Below are 16,734 nucleotides of genomic sequence, written 5' to 3'. Positions count from 1 at the left end.
TCGGAAGAGCAGTTAGAGGGTAAAGTGATTATGGCAGAAGAGAAGAAAATCGGAGCAATCAAAGAAGAGTTACAGGCAGCAGAAGACAGTATGCTGCCTGATTTTATAGCAAGATATGAAAAAGATGAACGAAGCGGCGTAAAGAGCCTTGTGGAAAAAGCAGGAAAGCGGATACAGAAGCTTGAGGCAGAGTATGCCCGGATTGAAAATCTGAAAAAGTATGAAAAAGAATATGCGGATGCCGGTTATATCTGCGGTATAGATGAAGTGGGAAGAGGTCCGCTGGCGGGGCCGGTTGTGGCAGGAGCTGTGATTCTGCCAAAGGATTGTGACATTTTATATATCAATGATTCCAAGAAACTCAGTGCATCCATGCGTGAAAAACTCTATGATGAAATTATGGAGAAGGCAGTGGCAACAGGAATTGGAATGGCAGGTCCGGGGCGGATTGATGAAATTAATATTTTGCAGGCTACTTATGAAGCTATGCGGCAGGCTATAACGAATTTGAAAGTAAAACCCGATATATTATTAAATGATGCGGTGACAATACCGGGAGTAGATATCCGTCAGGTTCCGATTATCAAAGGAGATGCAAAGAGCATTTCCATTGGAGCAGCCAGTATCATTGCAAAGGTAACAAGGGATCGCATGATGGAAGAATATGCGAAAATTATGCCGGAATATGGATTTGCGGATAACAAGGGTTATGGCTCCGCAGCCCATATTGCAGCAATCAAAGAATATGGACCAACACCAATTCACCGGAGAACCTTTATTAAGAATTTTTACAGTGAATAATTCCAAAGAAATTGGCGATGCAGAGTGGAGTGATTGATATGCAGATTTCAGACATGTTAGCACAATACAACAGAAGTTCGGCTACCGGAGCTACAGCAACAGCCCCGCAGCAAGGGGTTCAGCAGCTGGTATCAGCCGTACGGGAAATGACGGTAGGAAATGTATTTGAAGGAACCGTAAATGATATCAAAAACGGAACGGTTACGCTTGGACTGGCAAATGGTCAGACTGTTCAGGCGAGAATAGCAGCAGGCGTACAGTTAGCCGTTGGTCAGGCGATGTTTTTCCAGGTGAAATCCAATGATGGAACTACCGTTGAAATTCGACCTTACACCAATGGAAATCTCAATAATCCGACGTTGTTAAAGGCACTGGATGCAGCAGGCATTCCGGCAGAACCAAGAATGATAGATATGGTCAATTCCATGATGGAAGAGCAGATGTCCATTGGCAGGGAAAGCCTGATGGATATGGCACGCAGTATTTCTGCATATCCGGATGCGGATATTAAGTCACTGGTATTGATGCATAAGCTTGACATTCCGATGTCAGAAGAATTTATCCGGCAGTTTGAAAATTATAAATCTGATCAGGCGGCAATCACTTCACAGTTTGATGATGTCTTGGAAAGCATCGGAAAATTATATCAGAACGAAAACCTTTCCGAGACAGAGGCATTGGAACTGGGAAGCCGAATCTATCAGGTGTTGAAGCAGGATGGTTCTTTGGATATGTCTGTAATTGTAAAAGAGGGAGTACAGAAAGGCAGCTGGAGTCCGGTGGAACTTCAGGAAGGAGCCATACTGGATGGAGCATCAGAATTTGCTGCCACAGAAATCACAGGAACGGAATTAGCAGAAGCTGAAACGATAGCAGGAACCATAGAAGAAACATTAGATGGCGTGCAGTATTATGCCAGGGGCAGTGTCGGTGCATTGTTTACAGAGGGGCAGATGAAGGATTTCTCAAATCTTCTGAAAGAATTTCCACAGCTTGCAGGCAGTAAATTATTTACCGCAGAGGGGACTTTAAACGGAAATCTTTCTACAGGTGCATTTCTAAAAGAACTGCATCAGGCACTGGATGAGATAATGGGTTTAACCGGAGGTTCTGCAAAGAAACTGTTTTCCGGTAAAGAGTATCAGAAAGTGCTGGAATATGAGGTAAAACAGCAGTGGACACTAAAACCGGAAGAAATCAAAGGGGATGCTGTTAAGCATCTTTATGAGAAAATGGAAAATCAGATGCAGAAGATGCAGGAGCTGGTGCAGGAATCCGGTCAGAGCAATACTTCCCTTGCGAAAGCAGTAAGTAATCTGCAGGGGAATATTGAATTTATGAATCAGATTAATAATGCCTATCATTATGTGCAGATTCCCCTTCGGATGTCAAATCAGAATGCCCACGGAGATTTATTTGTCTATACTAATAAGAGTGGTGTGGACAGACCGGATGGCGAACTGAGTGCTTTTTTACATCTTGATATGGATAACCTTGGTGCAACGGATGTGTCTGTGCGGATGAAGGATAGAAAGGTGCATACGAATTTTTATCTGGAGGATGAGAAATCCTATGATTTAATCGAAGAACATATGGCTGAGCTGATGCAGCGGCTGCAGGAGAAAGGATATTCCTGTGCGGTACAGGTGGAGAACCAGTCCGGAAAGAAAAATCTGGTTGAAGATTTTATGCAGCAGGAGCATCCGTCAGCCGGAATCCTGCATCGGTATTCCTTTGATATGAGGGCGTAATTTATGAAAAATGGAATCTGGCATCCGGCAGACTTTGATGGGAAAAATGCCGGAGAAGAGAAAACAAAAGAAAAAACAGCAGTTGCTATCGCATATGAGCCGGGAGAGAGGGCACCAAAGATACTGGCAACCGGCAAGGGGTATCTTGCGGATAAAATTATTGAGAAAGCCAAAGAGGAAGACGTTCCGCTGTATCAGGATAATCAGCTGGCAAATACCTTATCCAGGCTTGAAATTGGAGATATGATTCCGCCGGAATTATATGAAGTAGTGGCAGAGATACTTGTCTTTGTCGATGATATGGATAAGCTGCGCAGTAAATTGGAATAAAAATAGCTGTAACGGCAAACGGGATAGTGGAAATCCAAATAGTAGGAATAACAGAAAGGGGAGCAGAGATGGAAAATAAACGCAGCATGGGCAGTGAGTATGAAAAAAAGGCGGCAGAGTATTTAAAGGCATCCGGCTGCAGCATCTGTGAGATGAATTACCGCTGCAGGTTCGGAGAAATTGATATGATTGCAAGAGATGGAAAATATCTTGTTTTTGCAGAAGTAAAATACCGCAGTGATACCGGAAAGGGACTTCCACAGGAAGCGGTAGATTACCGCAAACAAAGGAAAATATCAAGAGTGGCAGATTATTACCTGATGTGTAAACATATGATGGGACTGCCCTGCAGGTTTGATGTGATTGCAATATTAGGAGAGGACATACAGTGGCTGAAGGATGCTTTCCCCTATATAGAGCCTTATTAGTGACAGATGAGACTTGATACAGGAAAAAGAATGCTGGAGAATTGAACCAGTTACAGCATGGAATCCGTTACAGCATGGAGTTGGAACTGGAAAAATAAGAACAGGAAAAGAAAAATGACAGAATTTCAGATAAAAGAGGATGGACGAACCATGATACCGTCCGTATTTTCCCATGCGGGGAAAAAAGAATTAGTGTTACTGCAGTATCCACAGTTGCAGGCACTTGATATGGTAAAACACTGCTTTACCACAAGAATGGGTGGAGTAAGTAAGAATGAATTTTCTTCGCTGGATTTAAGCTTTAACCGTGGAGATGACATAGAGGCAGTAAAGGAAAATTTCCGCAGGGTAGCTGAGGCAATGGAAGTTCCGGCAGGGCAGATTGTCTGCTCTGACCAGACCCATACCACCAATGTAAGAAAAGTAACAGCAGAGGATGCAGGAAGCGGACTGACAAAGGAACGGCCGTATCATGATGTGGATGGATTGATTACCGATGTGCCGGGGCTGATGCTTGCAACCTTTTATGCAGACTGTGTGCCGCTTTACTTTGTGGATACAAAGCATAAGGCAATCGGACTGAGCCATTCCGGCTGGAGGGGCACGGTTAACAGAATGGGAAGAGCCACGCTGAAAGCAATGGCAGAAGCATATGGAACAGTACCGGAGGATGTATGGTGTGCGATAGGCCCATCTATCTGCCAGGACTGTTATGAAGTAAGTGAAGATGTGGCACTGGAATTTGAGCAGGAGTTTTCCGGTCATGGCAGTGAAATTATGTACCGGAAAGAAAATGGAAAGTATCAGTTAAATCTCTGGAAAGCCAATGAAAGAGTGCTTTTAGATGCGGGAATCCTGCCGGAAAAACTAATCTTGCCGAATGTGTGTACCTGCTGTAACAGTGAACTGTTATTTTCGCACAGAGCAAGTCATGGAAGAAGAGGAAATCTTGGGGCATTTTTGTGCATTAAATAGAAAAATGTCAAAAAATGAAAAATTTTTTTGTTCACAAAGCAAACATGTGATATAATTAGGATAAATAATTTAGGAGGACAGAAATATGCAGTTGAATGAGATATTTAATGCAGAAGATATAGAGGTACTTTTTGCACAATGGGAAAACGTAACAGGAGTAAAACCATTACTTCTGGATTCTGATGGAAGTGTAGCAATCGGGGAAGGTGAAGCATCTGAATACAGAGATGTGATCAAAGCCGGAATTGAAATTGCTGGATATCTTTCTTATGCGAAGAAGGAAGACGCAGAGGATGAAAACGAAGCTAAATCTAAGATAGCAGCTCTGACTATCGTTCTGACACAGCTTGCAGCATCTGAAGAGAAGAGAATGGATGAAGAGAAGAAGAATTCTGATATTCATGAGAACGTACAGAAGACTTCAGAATACATCCAGAAGATTAATGATATTACCAAACAGCTGGACAAGATTGAAAAGAACCAGAAGATTCTTGCATTAAACGCTTCTATTGAGGCTGCCCGTGCAGGAGAGGCTGGAAAAGGATTCGCAATTGTTGCAACCAATGTATCTGCACTGGCTACAGACTTTGGTAATAACAACCGCGAAATCAAAGATGAATTACAGAAGTTAAATGAAGTAATTGCAGCAATAGAGAAATGTGAATAATATTTCCTGATGAAAGGAAGATAGAGTAGTGTAAAGAGACGGAATCAGTGTAAACTGGTTTCGTTTTTTTTGCTTTACAGGAAATTGCTTTCCTGTAAAGTAAAAAACGCTCCGCGAACAGCATTAAGGAATTATTAATAAAATCATACAGATATTTTTCTTGTGTCTCATCTGCTGGGATGTTATAGTGTGCGTATCAATTGAAGTAATACGGATAATACACCTACGATATTCCAAAAGGAGGAAGCGAAGTGATACAGCTTAATTACAGGGATGCAAAGCCTATTTACGAACAGATTAAAGATGGAATGCGTCATCTTGTGATTTCCAATGCATTGACAGCGGATGAAAAACTGCCATCTGTGCGTGAACTGGCAGCAACACTGGCAATTAATCCGAATACCATCCAGCGGGCATACCGGGATCTGGAGAAAGAAGGATATGTCTATACCATTTCCGGGAAAGGCACATTTGTGGCTGCCCAGAAGCATGTAAAGGATGCAAGAACTGTGGAATTAAAAGGACATTTTGATGAAATCGTATCAGAATTACTGTATCTGGCAGTAGAGCCGGAGCAGTTAAAACATCGGATAACGGAACTGGAAGGAGGAGAATATATTCATGATACGGGTAAATAATGTAGTGAAGACATTTGGAGATTTCCGGGCGTTAGACGGTGTAAACCTGCATGTAAAGGATGGGGCAATTTATGGACTGGTAGGACCAAACGGAGCCGGGAAATCTACGATAATAAGACATATTACCGGAATCTATAAGCCGGATGCCGGCAACATAGAAATAGCCGGGATGCCGGTGTATGAGAATCCTCAGGCAAAGGCCAGATTTGCATATATTCCGGATGATCTTTTCTATTTCCAGCAGGCAGATGTCATGGAAATGAAACGCTTTTATAAGGGAATCTATAAGACTTTTGATGAAGATTTGTTTTTCCGGATCCGGGATGCATTTTCCAACATTGATCCGAAGATGACCATTCGGAGAATGTCAAAGGGAATGCAGAAGCAGGCGGCTTTCTGGCTGGCAATCAGCTGCAGACCGGAGCTTATGATTTTAGATGAGCCGGTAGATGGACTAGACCCGGTAATGAGAAGGCAGATCTGGAGCATTATCATGTCTGATGTGGCAGAACATGGAACTACGGTGTTAGTATCTTCCCATAACTTAAGAGAGCTGGAGGATGTCTGTGACCATGTGGGCATTATGCATCATGGAAAAGTAATGCTGGAACGTTCCTTAAGCGAACTACAGGGAAGTGTCTGTAAGATTCAGGTGGCATATCAGGAAAGAATGCCGAAGCTTCCGGCTGATTTTGAAGTGTTACATATGTCCAGTACAGGAAGGGTATATACCATGATTGTAAAAGGCAATCCCAAAGAGGCAAAGCTGCGGTTAGAACAGACTTCGCCGATGCTGATTGATGTGCTGCCTCTGACATTGGAAGAAATTTTTATTTACGAATTAGGAGGTGCGGATTATGCGGTCAAAGACATCTTACTTTAATAAGACGGTATTTTGGAAAAATATTACGCATTTCTGGCCTGTCTGGCTGATTTATACGATATTGCTGCTATGTATGGTTCCTCTGCGGCTGTTAGTGAATTCCGGGATTTCTTATGAAGGTTATTCAGCACAGGAAATTAAAGAAATAAAAATGAATAATTTTATGCAGATTCTGTTTTCAGATGGAAGCGGTGCGCTTATTGCACTCCTTAGTCTGGCAATTGGAATTATTGTAGCAATGGCAGTATTTTATTATCTTTATAATAACAGAAGCTCACATCTGTTTCATTCACTGCCATTGAAAAGAACAGAACTTTTTATCAGTAATTTCCTGTCAGGATTCTGCATGATTGTGGTTCCTGTACTATTGGCGTTTATTATTGGAACAGTATGCTGCATTATGCAGGGAATTACAAGTCTGCAGTATCTGCTGGCGTGGGCACTGATGTTGACGGGAGAGGGCTTTTTCTTCTACAGTATGGCAATTTTCGTTGGCATGTTTACCGGTCAGTTATTGGCAATGCCGGTATTCACGATTATTCTGAACGTATTATATATAGGATGCCGCTATGTGATTACATGTATGATTAGTACAATTGGCTATGGTATGGCGAATTCTTATGCTGACCGTATGAATAGTATTTTATCACCGGTGATATATCTTTCAAATAAGGTGGGAGTAGAGTATGACTATTTAGAGGACAGGATAGAATACCATATGTTTGGCCTTTCGGTTGTAGGGATCTATGTGCTGGTGGGTGTGGTGCTGATAGTAATATCCTGCATGCTTTATCAGAAACGTAAACTGGAAACCACGGGAGATGTGCTTACAATTCCGGCAACCCGCCCGGTGTTCCGCTGGGGAATGGCTTTTTGTGTGGCTTTTCTTACTGCAATTCTGCTGAGCGGACTGTTTGGCGTGCTGGTACATACATCACTGGGCAATTTCCTGATGGTTTTATTTACAACATTGATTGCAGGTTTTCTGGCATTTTTCATTGCGGAAATGATTTTGACGAAGAAGCTGCGTGTAGTGACCAAAAAGAGATTATTAGAATGCGGCGTCATGTTAGGAATTTCAGTCGTATTTCTTTTTTGCATCAAATGGAATGCTTTCGGACTGGAAAATAAAATCCCGGATAAGAAGGAAATTGTCGCAGCAAATATTAACTGCTATTTTGATATAGAAGAAAATTCAGAAAGCGGAATTGATGAAATTATGAGTATTCATCAGCAGATTATTGATTCAAAGAAGGAATTTCAGGCATATCAGGGCTCGTCTGATTTAGATAAGGCATTGCAGTGGGTGGAGATTGATTATCAGCTTGCGGACGGAAGCGTTATGGTAAGAAGCTATGATGTACCGGCTGCTAAAAATTATTATGAAAATGCAGATTCGGTTGTTTCAAGAATTTATGCTATGTCTATGGATCCAGAGAATTATCTCAAGGGGAATCTGATGGTGAATTATGATGATCCGAATAATCATATTATTTCAATGGAGTTTGATACCTATGACCAGAATTTAGAATATGGCAGCATTAATATACCTGATGAGCGGGCACAGGAAATATATGATGCTTATCTTAAGGACATCCGGGCAGGACATATTTATCTGAATACAGTAAATGATAACTACTATAAACATACGTATATCAATGGACTGTATCTGCATGTCTATAACAGTCAGGGAATCCAGCTTACCAGGAGAGAACAACGGATGTGGGGAATGGAAAACAGTAAAGATTATTATTTCAATTTGAATTTGAATGATCGTTGTGTATACACGATTAACAAACTGCTGGAGTTACATATCATTGAGTCAGAGGATGAACTGATGACATTACAGGAAATGGAAGACAGAAGCATGAGTATGGAGCAGGAATAAGTGGAAGGGTGGAATAACTGTTGTTATTCTGCCCTTTTTATTGTAAACTAGAGAGGTATTATAATATAGAAAGATTGAGAAAATAATTTATGCATACAAAGAAACATGTCATCAGTGGAGTAAAACCGGACAGCATTGCCATGGAGCTTGAGCTGGAGCCGGGAGATGAGCTGATTTCCATTAATGGCAAAGAAATAGAAGATGTATTTGACTACCAGTTCCTGACAGAGGACGAGTATCTTTTGGTGGTAGTAAGAAAGAATAATGGCGAAGAGTGGGAACTGGAAATTGAAAAAGATTATGATGAAGACCTTGGAATCGAATTTGAAAATGGGCTGATGGACGATTACAAATCCTGTTCCAATAAGTGTATGTTCTGTTTTATTGATCAGATGCCGCCGGGCATGCGTGAGACACTTTATTTTAAAGATGATGATTCCAGACTTTCCTTCTTACAGGGGAATTATGTAACGCTGACCAATATGAAGGATAAGGATATTGAACGTATCATATACTACAATCTTGGACCGATTAATGTGTCGGTGCATACCACGAATCCGAAGCTTCGCTGTACCATGTTGCACAACCGTTTCGCTGGAGAAGCCTTAAAGAAAATCAAACGCTTATCAGATGCCGGAATTGAAATGAATGGACAGGTTGTACTCTGCAAGGGCGTCAATGATGGCGAAGAGTTAGAGCGGACCATCCGTGATCTGACAGAATACATTCCAAATATGCAGAGCCTTTCTATTGTACCGGTCGGCCTGACAAAATACCGGGAGGGCTTATATCCTTTGGAAGCTTTTGAAAAAGAGGATGCAGGAAAAGTCTTAGAGCAGATTCACCGCTGGCAGGATTATTGCATGGAGCATTTCGGTACACACTTTGTGCATGGAGGAGACGAGTGGTATCTTCTGGCAGAGCAGCCTCTTCCGTCTGCAGAAAACTATGATGGGTATATCCAGCTGGAAAATGGTGTGGGAATGATTACACTGCTGCGGGATGAATTCCGGGAGGCACTTGCAGCAGAAAAAGGTGATGCCAATCTGAAAAGGACAGTTACGCTGGTAACCGGAAAGCTGGCAGGACCGATTTTGGAGGAACTGACAGGAGAAATGAAGGAGAAGTTTCCGAATGTAAAGATACGGGTCCGTGTGATCCGAAACGATTTCTTCGGAGAACGGATTACCGTTGCAGGACTTCTGACCGGACAGGATATTATCGCACAGCTTAAGGACGAAGATTTGGGAGATGAGATACTGCTGCCATGCAATGTATTGCGTATGGGAGAGGATGTTTTCTTAGATGACATCACATTGACGGAGCTGAAAAGAACTTTACAAGTACAGGCAGATATTGTAAAATCAAGCGGGCAGGATTTGCTGAATGCAGTCCTTGGAAGGAGACAGAATGAGTAAACCAGTAGTAGCTATTGTAGGCAGACCAAACGTAGGAAAATCAACACTTTTTAACGTGTTGGCAGGTGAAAGAATTTCTATCGTACAGGATACACCGGGGGTAACCCGTGACCGTATATATGCCGAAGTATCCTGGCTTGACTATAACTTTACCTTAATTGATACCGGCGGTATTGAGCCGGACAGCGGAGATATTATTTTATCCCAGATGCGGGAGCAGGCACAGATAGCCATTGATACCGCAGATGTCATTATTTTTATTACGGATGTAAGACAGGGGCTTGTAGATGCAGACCAGAAAGTAGCGGATATGCTGCGCCGTTCCAAGAAGCCGGTTATTCTTGCAGTAAATAAAGTAGATGATTTTAAGAAATATATGCCGGATGTTTATGAATTTTATAATCTTGGAATTGGTGACCCGGTTCCGGTATCTGCAGCATCCAGACTTGGAATCGGTGATTTGTTAGATGAAGTGGCAAAGCATTTTACCCAGGAAATGTTAGAAGAAGCAGAAGATGACAGACCGCGCATTGCCATTGTAGGTAAGCCGAACGTAGGTAAGTCATCACTGATTAACAAGCTGACCGGTGAAAACCGTGTGATTGTTTCTGATATTGCCGGAACTACAAGAGATGCCATTGATACCGATATAAAATATAATGGCAGAGAATATGTATTTATTGATACGGCAGGACTCCGGAGAAAGAATAAGATTAAAGAAGAATTAGAGCGTTACAGTATCATCCGGGCAGTAACAGCAGTGGAACGTGCAGATGTGGTCATTATTGTAATTGATGCTACAGAAGGCGTAACGGAGCAGGATGCCAAGATTGCTGGAATTGCCCATGAAAGAGGCAAAGGAATTATCATTGCAGTGAATAAATGGGATGCCATTGAAAAGGATGATAAGACCATTTACAAGCATACAGAGAAAATCCGTCAGATTTTAAGCTTCATGCCATATGCAGAGATTTTATTTATTTCAGCCAAGACCGGACAGCGTACCGGCAGGATTTTTGAGACCATTGATGTAGTGCTTGAAAATAACAGCATGCGTGTGGCAACCGGTGTATTAAATGAGATTATGGCAGAGGCAGTTGCCATGCAGCAGCCACCAACGGATAAGGGAAAACGCTTAAAATTATATTATATTACACAGGCAGCGGTAAAACCGCCAACTTTTGTTATCTTTGTAAATGACAAGAACCTGATGCATTTTTCCTATACAAGATATCTGGAAAATAAGATTCGGGAAGCATTTGGCTTTAAGGGTACTTCCCTGAAATTCATTATAAGGGAAAGAAAGGAAGATTAATAAAATGTTATTCGGACGTGTAATATCAGTAGGAATCGGATATTTATGCGGTATGTTTTTATCCGGCTTCTTATATGGAAAGAAAGAAAATGTGGATTTACGTAAGGTGGGCAGTGGAAATGTAGGAACTACCAACACCATGCGTAACCTCGGCGTGAAGGCAGGCATTCTTACCTTGATTGGTGATGTGTGCAAGGTATTTATGGCAATGGTCATTGTATGGCTCATTTTCCGGAACCGTTATCCGGACAGTGTGAAGGTCTTAGAGCTTTATGCTGGTGTGGGCTGCATCTTAGGTCATGATTTTCCGGCTTATATGAAATTTAAAGGCGGAAAGGGAATTGCCTGTACCGGTGGACTTCTGATTGGCTTCTGTCCGCTGGCAGTGCCAATCAGTCTTGGAATTTTTATTCTTGTGGTAGCAATCACACGGTATGTTTCCTTAGGTTCCATACTTGGTGTAATCAGTCTTGAAATACAGATTATCGTATTTGGCCAGATGGGACTGCTTTCCGTACCGGAGCAGTATCTGACAGAGGTGTATATTGTATTCGGTTTTGTGGCGGGACTGGCAATCATTTTACATCATGCCAACATCGGAAGACTTCTTAAGGGAACCGAGAACAAATTTAGTTTCCATTCAAAGAAACAGGAAGCATAGGAAAGGAAAAAACAAATGTCGGATATCAGTATCATTGGAGCCGGAAGCTGGGGAACTGCTTTATCGGTGGTATTACATAAAAACGGTCATAAGATTACAATCTGGTCTGCACTTGCACCGGAAATTGAAATGTTAAAGGAAAAGCATGAGCAGGCAGAAAAACTTCCGGGCGTTATTTTACCGGATGATATTATGTTCACAACAGATTTAAAAGAAGCAATCGGGGGAAAAGACATGCTCGTCTTAGCAGTGCCTTCTCCATTTACCAGAAGCACAGCAAAAGCAATGAGCCCGTTCGTAGCAGAGGGACAGCTTATTGTCAGCGTGGCAAAGGGAATTGAAGAGAATACGTTAATGACTTTATCTGAAATCATTATGGAAGAGATTCCACAATGTGAGGTGGCGGTTTTATGCGGACCAAGCCATGCGGAAGAAGTAGGAAAAGAAATTCCGACCAGTCTGGTAGCAGGAGCAAAGAAGCGTGCCACAGCAGAACTGGTCCAGAACACCTTTATGAGTGAAGTATTACGTGTTTATACCAGCCCGGATGTACTGGGGATGGAAATCGGAGCATCCTTAAAGAATGTCATTGCACTGGCAGCAGGTATGGCAGACGGACTTGGTTATGGAGATAATACCAAGGCAGCACTGATTACCCGTGGAATTTCAGAGATGGGAAGACTTGCCCTTGCCATGGGAGCGAAATATGAGACCTTAAGCGGACTGACCGGAATGGGTGATTTAATCGTAACCTGTGCCAGCAAGCACAGCAGAAACCGTCGTGCCGGATATCTGATGGGGCAGGGATATACCATGCAGCAGGCAATGGATGAAGTAAAGATGGTAGTTGAGGGTGTCTATTCTGCCAAAGCAGCAATTGCTTTAGCGAAGAAATATCATGTAGATATGCCGATTATTGAACAGGTCAATGAAGTATTATTTGAAAATAAACCTGCGAAAGATGCAGTAAAAGAACTGATGCTCAGAGATAAAAAGGTAGAGCATGACGACCTGGAATGGCAGTAGGAGAAAAGGAGTTTTTAGCAGAATGGAAAAGATTCGTATCAAATATTTTACAGATAAAATCGAAAAGCTTACATATATCGATGGCAAATCCGACTGGATTGATCTTCGTGCATCCGAAGAAGTCGAAATGAAAGCAGGAGAATTTAAACTGATTCCTCTTGGTGTGGCAATGGAGCTGCCAAAGGGATATGAAGCACACATTATGCCAAGAAGTTCTACTTATAAGAATTTCGGAATTATTCAGGCAAACAGCTGCGGAATCGTAGACGGTTCCTACTGTGGAGACAATGATATGTGGAGACTGCCTGCAATTGCAATGCGTGATACCGTGATTCATGTTAATGACCGTATCGCACAGTTCCGTATTGTAGAGAATCAGCCGCAGATTCATTTTGAAGAAGTAGAAAGCCTGGGCAACCAGGACAGAGGTGGTTTCGGAAGTACCGGAATCCAGTAAATTATCAAACAGGGGGTAAATCAAATGGAAGAACGTATGGTCAAATTTTATTCAAAGGAAAACAACAATCTTGCATTACATGCAATACCGGGGCATTTTGCCACCAGTCATTCGCACATCAATTACTATATTGATGTAACCAGTATGAAAGCCCGCGTGAAAGAGGCAAAAGAAGCTGCAAAAGTGCTTTACCAGAAGACCGGTAATCCATCCTATGTAGATACCGTTGTATGTATGGACAGAACAGAAATGATTGGCGGATTTTTAGCAGAACGTTTTGAACAGGGAGATTTTATGTCAACCAATCTGCATGAGACTATTTATGTTATTTCTCCGGAGATGAACAGCAGCGGTCAGATGATTTTCCGTGATAATACCAAAAATATGATTACCGGAAAACATATCGTGCTTTTGCTGGATACAACAACAACCGGTGAGACAATCAGAAGATGCTTAGAGTGCATCCGGTATTACGGTGGAATTATTGAAGATGTAGTAGCAATTTTCTCCACTGTTAAGGAAGTAGACGGTCACAGAGTAGAAAGTCTCTTTACCGAGAAAGATGTACCGGGCTATCAGGCGTATGAGCAGCATGACTGTCCGTATTGTGCAAAAGGCATGAAGTTAGAGGCCATGGTAAATGGTTACGGATACTCTAAATTATAAAGAAAAGATAAACATTTTCTAAAGTGAAAACCCATTTCTTTCGTCGGATTGTACAAGAAAGAGATGGGTTTTCGTCACTCTGACGAAGAGATAAAAAAATGCACAGAATATCAGTCAGAACATACAAAAAAAAGAAAAATCTTTGTGGAATCCTCGCATAGCCAAAGTGCGCAATATCATGTATGATAAGGACAGTTAAAAACGAACAAAACATTAGGAGGTTAAACCAATGGCAAGTTTATCATTAAAAAACATTTGTAAAGTATATCCAAACGGCTTTGAAGCTGTTAAGGATTTCAACCTTGAAGTAGCAGATAAGGAATTCATCATCTTCGTAGGACCATCTGGATGTGGTAAATCTACTACACTTCGTATGATTGCAGGTCTTGAGGAGATTTCTTCCGGAGAATTATACATCGACGGAAAACTCGTTAACGACGTAGAGCCAAAAGACAGAGATATCGCAATGGTATTCCAGAACTACGCTCTGTATCCACATATGACTGTATTTGACAATATGGCATTCGGATTAAAATTAAGAAAAGTTCCGAAGGATGAAATCAAGAGAAAAGTTGAAGAAGCAGCTAAGATTCTTGACCTTGAGAAATTATTAGACCGTAAACCAAAGGCTCTTTCCGGTGGACAGAGACAGCGTGTTGCTATGGGTCGTGCAATCGTTCGTAATCCTAAGGTATTCCTTATGGACGAGCCTTTATCAAACCTGGATGCAAAATTAAGAGTACAGATGCGTTCCGAAATTTCCGCTCTGCATCATAGATTAGGTGCTACAATCATCTATGTAACACATGACCAGACAGAGGCTATGACATTAGGAACCAGAATCGTTGTATTAAAAGATGGTGTTATCATGCAGGTTGATTCTCCACAGAAATTATACAATGAGCCAGATAACTTATTTGTAGCTGGATTCATCGGATCCCCACAGATGAACTTCGTAGATGCTAAATGTAATATTGAAGGAGAGAAAGTTTCCCTTACATTTGACAATACAACTGTTGTATTACCACCAGCAAAAGCTAAGAAATTAATCGAAGGCAACTACAACGGAAAAACAGTTGTTATGGGTGTCAGACCAGAAGATATCGATGATTCCCAGATTACAATCGAAACCTTCAAAGACAGCATCATTGAGACAGATGTAACCGGATATGAGTTACTTGGTTCTGAAGTATTATTATACTTCGAAGCTGCAGGAGTTCAGATGACAGCTAAGGTTGATTCCAGAACACCGGCTCGTTTAGGCGACCATATCAAACTTGCTATCGATCCTGAGAAGGTTCATGTATTCGACAAAGAGACTGAATTGACAATTACTAACTAATTCGGTACAATCGAACTGAATATAGTGCAATAACCCGGGTGCTATATGCATCCGGGTGTTTTACTTTACAGGAAAGTAATTTCCTGTAAAGTAAAACACGCTCCGCGAGGATGCGCACTGCGGCGTATAAGGTAGATGTCGCAAGCGACCGCCGCAGGCGCGAGAATGTGCCAAGGCACATTCTTTGTTCTCAGTAAAAGTCTTTTCTCACATTATATATAAGTAAGGAGTGCGCAGAATGCTTTCAAATCATAAGCTACAGACAACATTAGAAGAAATCAGTGATATATCCAAAATCGGACTTGCCCTTTATGACGAAAACGGGAAGCAGGTTGCAGCAACATTTCAGATTGAAACAGATATGCGTGCAGAGGTTGTGAATTTTGCAGCATCCATGGCAGAAAGCCAGATGTTGACGGGCTATCATTTCTTTAAAGTAATTGCAGAACAGGAAGTAGAATATATTCTTCTGGCACGTTCCACTAATGATGAAGCATATATGGTGGGAAGACTTGCAGTATGCCAGATTCGGAATCTGATTGCCTCTAACCGGGAACAGTCGGATAAGAACAATTTTATGCAGAATATCCTTCTTGGAAATATGCTGGTTGTAGATATGTATAATAAGGCAAAAAAGCTGCATATTGAGCAGGCAAAGCGTCTGGTTTATGTCATAGAAGTGGATGGCAGAAAAGATTCTGTTATTGTAGAAATGGTGAAGAATCTTTTTGCAGACCGCAACCGGGATTTTGTGACAGAGTTAGACGAGCAGAACATTATCCTGATTAAGGATGCAACAGATTTGAAAACAGAAGAGGAAACACTGAATCTGGCGAAAACAATTGTAGACAATCTGCATGCAGAAGCGATGGTGCGTGTCCGCGTGGGTTATGGCAATACGGTAAATACCCTGCAGGATATTGCCAAATCTTATCAGGAAGCCAAGATGGCACTGGAAGTAGGAAGAATCTTTAATGTAGAAGAGGAAACCATTTCCTACGGAAAGCTTGGCATCGGCAGACTGATTTACCAGCTTCCGATGAGCCTTTGCGAAATGTTTATCAAAGAGATTTTTGGTGAGCGGAATATTGATTTAGATGATGAAACGATGGTGACAATCCAGAAATTTTTTGAGAACAGCCTGAATATTTCAGAAACAGCAAGGCAGCTGTACATCCACCGGAATACGCTGGTATACCGTTTAGAACGTCTGGAAAAGATGATTGGACTTGATATCCGCAAATTCGAGGATGCCATGACTTTTAAGATTGCCATGATGGTCATTGCACATATGGATTACCAGAATTAGCGGCCTTGTTTTGCAGAACTATGAAAATTCAATTATGTAAATTATATGGGACAGTACCAATCGGTGCTGTCCTTTTTTCGAAAAAATTATCATGCGGAAATTGTGTAAAATGAATTGTAAAAATGAGCTTCAAGACAGAAATTAGTTAAAATGCACAAAAAAGAATTTCTTTTTTAGTT

At 41.6% G+C, this 16,734-nt stretch carries 17 protein-coding genes; all 17 read left to right on the top strand.

Annotated elements, in window-relative coordinates:
• Positions 1-30: 30 nt before the first annotated feature.
• On the top strand, positions 31-801 hold the full coding sequence (locus DXB43_RS02910) for a ribonuclease HII (RefSeq protein ID WP_117946682.1): 771 nt from the start codon (positions 31-33) through the stop codon (positions 799-801).
• A 38-nt stretch (positions 802-839) separates the two neighbouring features.
• Positions 840-2,552, top strand: coding sequence for a flagellar hook-length control protein FliK (gene fliK, locus DXB43_RS02905; protein ID WP_158567186.1), 1,713 nt, complete (start codon positions 840-842; stop codon positions 2,550-2,552).
• Between the two features lie 3 nt (positions 2,553-2,555).
• A complete protein-coding gene (locus DXB43_RS02900; RefSeq protein ID WP_117946678.1) occupies positions 2,556-2,882 on the top strand; it encodes an EscU/YscU/HrcU family type III secretion system export apparatus switch protein in 327 nt (108 codons plus the stop codon).
• Positions 2,883-2,950: 68 nt separating this feature from the next.
• Positions 2,951-3,310, top strand: coding sequence for a YraN family protein (locus DXB43_RS02895; RefSeq protein ID WP_022242460.1), 360 nt, complete (start codon positions 2,951-2,953; stop codon positions 3,308-3,310).
• A 114-nt stretch (positions 3,311-3,424) separates the two neighbouring features.
• On the top strand, positions 3,425-4,285 hold the full coding sequence (gene pgeF / locus DXB43_RS02890; RefSeq protein WP_117698191.1) for a peptidoglycan editing factor PgeF: 861 nt from the start codon (positions 3,425-3,427) through the stop codon (positions 4,283-4,285).
• Between the two features lie 85 nt (positions 4,286-4,370).
• Positions 4,371-4,952 (top strand): methyl-accepting chemotaxis protein, encoded by a 582-nt coding sequence (locus tag DXB43_RS15625; protein ID WP_117840826.1) that lies wholly within the window; start codon positions 4,371-4,373, stop codon positions 4,950-4,952.
• 251 nt (positions 4,953-5,203) lie between these two features.
• Positions 5,204-5,590 (top strand): GntR family transcriptional regulator, encoded by a 387-nt coding sequence (locus tag DXB43_RS02880; RefSeq protein WP_117840827.1) that lies wholly within the window; start codon positions 5,204-5,206, stop codon positions 5,588-5,590.
• Positions 5,574-6,473 carry an ABC transporter ATP-binding protein gene (locus DXB43_RS02875; protein ID WP_117946676.1) on the top strand — a complete coding sequence of 300 codons (900 nt, stop codon included), beginning with the start codon at positions 5,574-5,576 and terminating at the stop codon, positions 6,471-6,473. The genes DXB43_RS02880 and DXB43_RS02875 overlap by 17 nt, the downstream gene beginning before the upstream one ends.
• The gene (locus tag DXB43_RS02870) at positions 6,448-8,361 is read left to right on the top strand and encodes an ABC transporter permease (protein WP_117946674.1); all 1,914 of its coding nucleotides are present in this window, start codon (positions 6,448-6,450) and stop codon (positions 8,359-8,361) included. The genes DXB43_RS02875 and DXB43_RS02870 overlap by 26 nt, the downstream gene beginning before the upstream one ends.
• A gap of 89 nt (positions 8,362-8,450) precedes the next feature.
• Positions 8,451-9,779 carry a DUF512 domain-containing protein gene (locus DXB43_RS02865; protein WP_022242466.1) on the top strand — a complete coding sequence of 443 codons (1,329 nt, stop codon included), beginning with the start codon at positions 8,451-8,453 and terminating at the stop codon, positions 9,777-9,779.
• The gene (der, locus tag DXB43_RS02860) at positions 9,772-11,094 is read left to right on the top strand and encodes a ribosome biogenesis GTPase Der (protein WP_117698186.1); all 1,323 of its coding nucleotides are present in this window, start codon (positions 9,772-9,774) and stop codon (positions 11,092-11,094) included. Before DXB43_RS02865 ends, der begins: the two co-directional genes overlap by 8 nt.
• 4 nt (positions 11,095-11,098) lie before the next feature.
• Positions 11,099-11,755, top strand: coding sequence for a glycerol-3-phosphate 1-O-acyltransferase PlsY (gene plsY / locus DXB43_RS02855; protein WP_022242468.1), 657 nt, complete (start codon positions 11,099-11,101; stop codon positions 11,753-11,755).
• A gap of 15 nt (positions 11,756-11,770) precedes the next feature.
• Positions 11,771-12,781 (top strand): NAD(P)H-dependent glycerol-3-phosphate dehydrogenase, encoded by a 1,011-nt coding sequence (locus DXB43_RS02850; RefSeq protein WP_117946672.1) that lies wholly within the window; start codon positions 11,771-11,773, stop codon positions 12,779-12,781.
• Between the two features lie 22 nt (positions 12,782-12,803).
• Positions 12,804-13,238: a dUTP diphosphatase gene (locus tag DXB43_RS02845; protein WP_117698185.1), complete on the top strand. Its 435-nt coding sequence runs from the start codon at positions 12,804-12,806 to the stop codon at positions 13,236-13,238.
• 24 nt (positions 13,239-13,262) lie between these two features.
• On the top strand, positions 13,263-13,904 hold the full coding sequence (locus tag DXB43_RS02840) for a phosphoribosyltransferase (RefSeq protein WP_022242471.1): 642 nt from the start codon (positions 13,263-13,265) through the stop codon (positions 13,902-13,904).
• Positions 13,905-14,133: 229 nt separating this feature from the next.
• The gene (locus tag DXB43_RS02835) at positions 14,134-15,246 is read left to right on the top strand and encodes an ABC transporter ATP-binding protein (protein ID WP_117946670.1); all 1,113 of its coding nucleotides are present in this window, start codon (positions 14,134-14,136) and stop codon (positions 15,244-15,246) included.
• Positions 15,247-15,484: 238 nt separating this feature from the next.
• Positions 15,485-16,555 (top strand): PucR family transcriptional regulator, encoded by a 1,071-nt coding sequence (locus DXB43_RS02830; RefSeq protein ID WP_117946668.1) that lies wholly within the window; start codon positions 15,485-15,487, stop codon positions 16,553-16,555.
• Positions 16,556-16,734: the final 179 nt, after the last annotated feature.

The organism is Roseburia sp. OM04-10BH (genome assembly GCF_003462605.1).
In the GTDB taxonomy this organism is placed as follows: domain Bacteria; phylum Bacillota; class Clostridia; order Lachnospirales; family Lachnospiraceae; genus Roseburia_C; species Roseburia_C amylophila.
Note: the sequence above shows the minus strand (reverse complement) of the source record. Positions and strands in the feature narration are given on the sequence as shown.